General features: G+C 50.0%; 8 protein-coding genes. 2 read left to right on the top strand and 6 right to left on the bottom strand.

Annotated features, from left to right (window positions below; all coding sequences use genetic code 11):
- The 3 genes from V6D20_04325 to V6D20_04315 form a co-directional block, all read right to left on the bottom strand.
- Positions 1 to 291: endonuclease NucS domain-containing protein (locus V6D20_04325; protein HEY9815019.1), on the bottom strand; the 291-nt coding region annotated here is incomplete at its 3' end.
- A gap of 304 nt (positions 292 to 595) precedes the next feature.
- The gene (locus V6D20_04320; protein HEY9815018.1) at positions 596 to 1,045 is read right to left on the bottom strand and encodes a hypothetical protein; all 450 of its coding nucleotides are present in this window, start codon (positions 1,043 to 1,045) and stop codon (positions 596 to 598) included.
- Positions 1,046 to 2,043: 998 nt separating this feature from the next.
- Positions 2,044 to 3,249, bottom strand: coding sequence for a phosphoglycerate kinase (locus V6D20_04315; protein ID HEY9815017.1), 1,206 nt, complete (start codon positions 3,247 to 3,249; stop codon positions 2,044 to 2,046).
- A gap of 426 nt (positions 3,250 to 3,675) precedes the next feature.
- Between V6D20_04315 and V6D20_04310 the strand changes: the two genes are divergently transcribed.
- Positions 3,676 to 4,074 (top strand): universal stress protein, encoded by a 399-nt coding sequence (locus tag V6D20_04310; protein HEY9815016.1) that lies wholly within the window; start codon positions 3,676 to 3,678, stop codon positions 4,072 to 4,074.
- Between the two features lie 114 nt (positions 4,075 to 4,188).
- Here V6D20_04310 and V6D20_04305 read toward each other — a convergent pair whose 3' ends face one another.
- Both V6D20_04305 and V6D20_04300 read right to left on the bottom strand, forming a co-directional pair.
- A complete protein-coding gene (locus tag V6D20_04305) occupies positions 4,189 to 4,395 on the bottom strand; it encodes an RNA-binding S4 domain-containing protein (protein ID HEY9815015.1) in 207 nt (68 codons plus the stop codon).
- 158 nt (positions 4,396 to 4,553) lie between these two features.
- Positions 4,554 to 5,468, bottom strand: coding sequence for a RodZ domain-containing protein (locus V6D20_04300; protein ID HEY9815014.1), 915 nt, complete (start codon positions 5,466 to 5,468; stop codon positions 4,554 to 4,556).
- Positions 5,469 to 5,765: 297 nt separating this feature from the next.
- Between V6D20_04300 and trxA the strand changes: the two genes are divergently transcribed.
- Positions 5,766 to 6,095: a thioredoxin gene (trxA, locus tag V6D20_04295; protein ID HEY9815013.1), complete on the top strand. Its 330-nt coding sequence runs from the start codon at positions 5,766 to 5,768 to the stop codon at positions 6,093 to 6,095.
- Between the two features lie 142 nt (positions 6,096 to 6,237).
- Here the strand turns inward: trxA and V6D20_04290 are convergent.
- Positions 6,238 to 6,418: hypothetical protein (locus V6D20_04290; protein HEY9815012.1), on the bottom strand; the 181-nt coding region annotated here is incomplete at its 5' end.

The raw sequence follows: 6,418 nt of genomic DNA, 5'->3' as shown, positions 1-6,418 counted from the left end.
ATAGTCAACTTCTTGAGAAAATGGTTTTTCTTCTAGAAGATTTGCATAGTAGCGAGTTAGCTGCTGGATTAAGTATCGATCTTCTACATTCTTCAACTCTAAAATGACAAGTCCTTTATCGTCATCTACAGCAAGAATGTCACATATTTCACCATTAGAAACATATTGCTGCTTAAGGGGAATAACGCCGAATAGTTGCTTGAGATTTGTCCAGATAAATTTCTCTAATGCTGCTTCACTGATAAACCCCCAGCCACTAGGAGTTTTATGCAACGCTACTCCACTGATCACAACTAATCAACTCCAATACCCAAATAAGCACAAAAACTTCCAGATGACTTAACTTTATGCACCAGGCAAGCAAGCTTCAAAGTGCCACCTCACCGAGAACTTGCAGCATAACGTTGCCCATCACCCGCCGCAGATAACCTTTGTATCATAACCGATCAACCTTCGGCGGTCGGTGTGCATGGGCATTGTTATGCAGTAGTCAGTAGGATGCGTTAGCGGCAGCGTAATGCATCAATTCGTTAGAGTACTAAACAGTATGGATATGCTACGTTGAGCTATCCCGCATTGACTTGCTATGGTGACCCTATGAAATCAATATTGCTACCACCAGGCAACACCCTAAAAACGCAATAATTATATGCAGCAAACTCCAGAGTTGATGCATGTGAAGCATTGATGATCGGGGGAATTTAGCCTTATGCTCTGTGCGCACTTTATCCTTAATCTGGGTGAGCAAAAGCTGAGGATAACGCTCATTAATTTGATTTATATATTGCTTGATAAATGCACTAGCAAACTGAGTTCTTTCATACAGCTTGGTGACAGTAATGGCACCGTAAACCCCAAGCAAAACCAACAGCAACGCTGCTGGAAGTGAGGCCAAAACAACGCCTTTTTGAGTCAAAAATCCAATAACTAGAGAGGTAGCTACTAAAACAAAGTTGGTAACGGTGGCTCGCTGATCTTCATAGTGGCGAACTAACGCCTCCTCTCGCTCAATCATTTTCAGCAAAATTTCAGAATCATCATTCATTCCAATTACTGCCTATGTTTTTGGTACTAAAAGCTCTAGTTCAAAGAAGTTTAACTATTGCATCACTTAGCCTGTAGGCTTCGTATAGCTCTCCGGACATAGCTTGGCTCAAGCGATAACATCATGCATCAATCCGACAGAATGTTAGACAGCATAGATTACGCTACGCTTATCTAGCCCATGTTGACTAGTGTTAGGTTCTATTTTGTTTCACCTACCCTACGGTTATAAACAACAGCAATTAAGATCCCTTCAAAAGCGAGGAAGAAGTTCAATTTTTCACTAAACATAATATCTTCATGAAAACCATATTCCAATTATCTGTTTTTGCATCCTGGTCTAGGTTCTCTGTCATTGCTTTTACTCAAAGAGTTGCTGATATGACTATATCTCATCAATCTCAACGCTTCTCATTAAGAAAATTTTACGGCAGTGGTTCAACCTTGAACATAAATACGCGGTTTTGAACTACTGCCCTACCGATAATTGAGCGGCGTAACTATTGTTTATGCTGAACGCCCCCCCTTTGATCTGCATAACACCCCCTATAAGGATGACTAGCAAGACCACAACTGACTATCACCTCCTCCAGAGAGGATTAGGCTGAAAATTGTCTGCATAGTTCGCCTGTTTGGGGTGTTATGCAGACTTTGATCAGTCCATACACCTAATAGGGATGATTATGGCGATCGCATCCTTGATAACACTCTAATTAGGGTAGTTATACAGACTGGTGTCAGCATAATAAGCTTATGTCACGGTGTCGCATAGCGAGCTTCAGACAACCTTCACGATCAGCATAGGATCAATGCATTATGCAGCGATCGCTCCCTGGAACCTCATCTTTTGGGCAAAAACTGCCAGATACCTTCAGCCATGTGGGACAACACCGGAGCGATCGCTACTCAAAAGCCCAGCAGATGACGAGATCTACTGGGCTATTTAGCGCAGGCGTTATGGATTGAATTTGATGAATCGAGCGACTAGGCTAACCTGGCTTAGGCATCATCCAGCGCTGCGATACCGGGAAGCACTTTCCCTTCCAGCAGCTCCAAGCTAGCGCCACCGCCGGTGGAGATGTGGCTCATTTGATCGGCCACGCCCACTTTTTCCACGGCTGCCACAGAGTCGCCGCCACCGATGATGGTGGTGGTGCCCTTGGGGGTTAGCTCTGCCAGCGTATGAGCGATCGCTTCTGTCCCGGCAGCAAATTTATCGAACTCAAACACACCCATGGGGCCATTCCAGATGACGCTCTTGCAGTCTGCCAGGGCGGCTTGGAACACCTTGATGGAGTCGGGGCCGATGTCGAGACCCATCCAACCATCGGGGATAGCGTCGATGCTCACGGTTTGAGCATTGGCATCGGGCGAAAAGTTATCGGCTACTACAACGTCGGTGGGCAGTAGGAGATCAACGCCTTTTTCCTTGGCTTTGATTTCTAGCGCCTTGGCGAGTTCCAGCTTGTCTTCTTCCACCAAGGATTTACCAACGCTGAGGCCACGGGCCTTGTAGAAGGTGAAGATCATGCCGCCGCCAATCAGCAGCTTGTCTACTTTTTCCAGCAGGGTTTCAATGACGCCAATCTTGCTCGATACCTTCGAGCCACCAACGATCGCTGCTAGGGGAGGCTTAGGATTTTCGATCGCATTCTGGAGATACTGCAGTTCCTTGTCGATCAAGAAGCCAGCCACGGAGGGACTGAGGTAGTGGGTTACTCCTTCCGTAGAAGCATGGGCGCGGTGGGCAGTACCGAAGGCGTCATTCACGTAGAGGTCGGCAACGGATGCCAGCTTCTTGGAGAAGTCGGCGTCATTTTGCTCTTCTTCTGCGTAGAAACGCACGTTTTCTAGAAGTGCAACCTGACCATCTTGCATCCCAGCAACAGCAGCGGCCACGGCATCACCAATGCAGTCATCACATTTGAGGACTGGCTTGCCGAGCAGCTCGGAAAGGCGTGTTGCCACGGGCGTGAGCCGCATACTGTCAACCACCTTACCCTTGGGACGGCCAAAGTGGCTGGTGAGGATGACCTTGGCCCCGTTGTCGCTCAGGTATTGAATGGTGGGCAAAGCTGCCCGAATACGGGTGTCGTCGGTGATGCTGCCTTGATCATCGAGGGGTACGTTGAAGTCTGCACGCACCAGCACTCGCTTGCCAGACAAATCTGCTTTGGATAAAGTCGCTAATGTTTTTTTCGCCACGGCGAATGAACCCCCTAACTCGATAAGTGTTTTTACCTATGGACATTATTGTCTCATGACTACGTCTGAGAACCGTCCTAGCCCTGGACTTTTCTAGGTACTTTTTTCCATCGTTGTGTCTTATGACGCTCTGCTCAACAGACCTCAGCGGGTTCCTCTGCACTCCTCATCTCAAGGACTATGGATCTAAGAGTTTGGGTGACAAGGTTGGAGAGCTGTTCTGGTCGTCATTTCAACTAGGTGCCCATCCCTTGGACGGTCGCACAAAAATTGACAAGATATTAAACCAGATGGAATAACGGTTCATCTAGGCTTTAGCCTTAGAGAATAGAAAGTGATAGATCCCACTAGGGGATATCTATTGCTTTCTGTCTTATGTTGTATCGTCCATATTGTACCGGAGTCTGCGTTCTAGTAAGGCACCCTATGTTTGAGACTGTTTTGTATCCCATTGACCAAACCCGTGAGTCGATTGAGGCAGCGGGGATGGTGGCTCAGGTGGTGAATCTTTGCCACAGCCGCCTTGTCATTCTTTCGGTTGTGGATCAGGAGGCGGAGGAGGCAGCTCAATCTGCCGCCTATGAAGCGATCGCCAAGCTGTTAGATGAAATCAAGACGTTATTTGGAGAGAGAGGAATTACAGCGGAAACGATGGAGCGCACCGGCAACCCGGCGTTCATGATTTGTGATGTGGCGGATGAAATTAACGCCAAGGTCATTATTATGGGATGTCGCGGTTTGGGGCTCACGGAAGAGGGCGCGGCGGAGAGTGTCACCAATCGAGTCATCAATCTAGCTCCTTGTCCGGTGTTGATTGTGCCCTAGGTTGGTGCTCGTCCAGTTGGAGATGCTGATGCTCCAGTTGTAGGGTGCGCACTGTCTCATACGGTATGGATGCGTTACGCTATCGCTCCAGCGGATCCATGCCGCTGGTTCAAGCTAGTCCACTACCACCACAAACTCTTCACCTTCAACCACGACGCGATCGCCCCCCACCAATTTCCGCCCGCGGCGGGTTTCTACGGTTCCATTCACCAAGACTTGACCGTCTTGAATCATCAGCTTGGCCTGGCCGCCCGTGCGCGCTGTGCCGGTGAGCTTCAAAAACTGGTCGAGTTTAATGGTATCTGGATGCAGATCTGACATGGAGGGTCTCGGTACGGGATGGATGTGAGCTAGAGAAGATTTGGGACGTAGGGGTTGCCGACGTTCCAGCCGCTAATGTGTTCCTTGCGACTCAAACGGCCCATGAGCTTCTTGTTAGAAACCCATGGGCTATAGCATGTGCGGGTCAGGAAGGAGGCTTAATCGGTGCTGGGGCCACTCGGCGTGTAGGTGACTTCTGCTGTTTGGCCACGATCGCCCATGGAAGTAGCTTCCCCGCCGTTGTAAGACAGGGTGACGCCGCCAGCATTGCCGGTGAAGATTACGAGTTCTCGCTGGGCTTCCCATTGGCGCTCGGTGCCGGCTGGCAAGGTGCCCTCGTAGTCTGTGGTGCCATCCACCGTAATGCTCACCCAAGCCGGTTCGCTGGCGGTGAGGGTGACAGCAATGGGCACGGCAGGCGTCGCTGGGGGCGGAGTGGGTTCGGGAGGTTCTTCAACCAGCGGCTCTGCTGCAGTGATCTCTGGCTCTGTGGTGGGAGCGATCGCTTCTGGAGCGTCTGAGGATGAACGATTGGCAACCCCGACAGCAACACCAATGCCAATGATCACCAGCGCCCCGGTGCCCAGCCCCAGCCAGAGGGGAAACCCAGGGGAGGGCGATCGCCGCGACATGCGTCGAGCAACGAGATCGGCTTCCGGGGTAGGCAAGACGGTTTGCGTCAACGCAAAGGCATCGTCGGGTGCTGTAGCTTCTTCGGCGACCTCATAGCGATCGGGTGGCGGAGGTTGATCCGTAGACACTTCCACTGCAGACGGATTCACGGGAAACTGTTTGGCGACTGCAATCCCATCGAGACCAAGGGCTTCAGCATATCGGCGGATGAAACCTTGCACAAAAACGGCCTCTGGCAAAATATCAATTTGCCCAGACTCTATGGCCCGCAGCATTCTCAGGGGCACGTAGGTGGTTGCCGTTACTTGCTCCAATGAAATTCCCTGCTCTTCTCGCACTTGGCATAGAAAAGCTCCGATTTCAATGAGGTGTTGAACTTGAATTGGAGTTAGCTTGCCCACACGCGTCCTCAAATTCCCTGGCACAATGTTTGCTTTCATCTTCTGACGTTACAGTACACCAATCTGCTGGACTGTGGGCGACGCATCGCCCATATTAACCACTATCGGAGCAATTCCTGCTGCTCAAAGAATATCGCGAATGGCGTTGTCTGAATACTACCTTTAGAAAGACATCAAGAGAGACGTCAGCACTTGATAGGATTACCGCCGGTTATTGGGTAGGAGGCAAGCAACAAAAAATTATCAACTTTAGGCAGTCTTGATAGCAAGAAGCCACAGATGTGCGACTAGACTGGTGGTAGAAACCATATTAGTGGCTTAAGGAGCCTGCCTCCTATGGTGACCAAACAGACATTTTCTAGCTTTGATGATATGTTAGCCACCTCCGAACAGCCGGTGCTGATCGACTTTTATGCGCCTTGGTGTGGGCCCTGCCAACTGATGGCAACGATTCTCAAGGAGGTGAATGCCCAACTTGGGGAGCGGCTGCGCATTGTGAAAATCAACACGGATAACTATCCAGCGATCGCCTCTCAGCATGATATTCAAGCCCTCCCCACTCTGGTGTTGTTCAAAGACGGCCAGCCGATCGAACGCATTGAAGGGGTGGTGCGCAGTCATCAACTGATTCCCCATCTCACGAGTTTGCTTGACGACGCGTCTTGACCTGTTTTCTAGTATCTAACCCCTCTTTTTTCCTATGCTAAGAAACTTAGTTGCCTTCGCAACCCTGTTCATTTCCATTGGTATTTTTGTCTATTTCTCGAAGGATATCCGCTAGGGCTGCCGGGCTGAGGGCGATCGCCCGTCACTCAAAGAGTCTGCCCCAACCGTTTTTGCGTCGATGGGTGAGCCAGCGAGCGTTCAGTAGTTCGCGGCTGTACTTTTCAAACTGGCCACCCCGCCCCGAATAGCCGTCATGAACGGTGCCATAGGGATCGTGGCAGACATAGCCAGCATCATACTGGCCAATCACCACAATCATATGT

The organism is Candidatus Obscuribacterales bacterium, from assembly GCA_036703605.1.
Lineage (GTDB): Bacteria > Cyanobacteriota > Cyanobacteriia > RECH01 > RECH01 > RECH01.
Note: the sequence above shows the minus strand (reverse complement) of the source record. Positions and strands in the feature narration are given on the sequence as shown.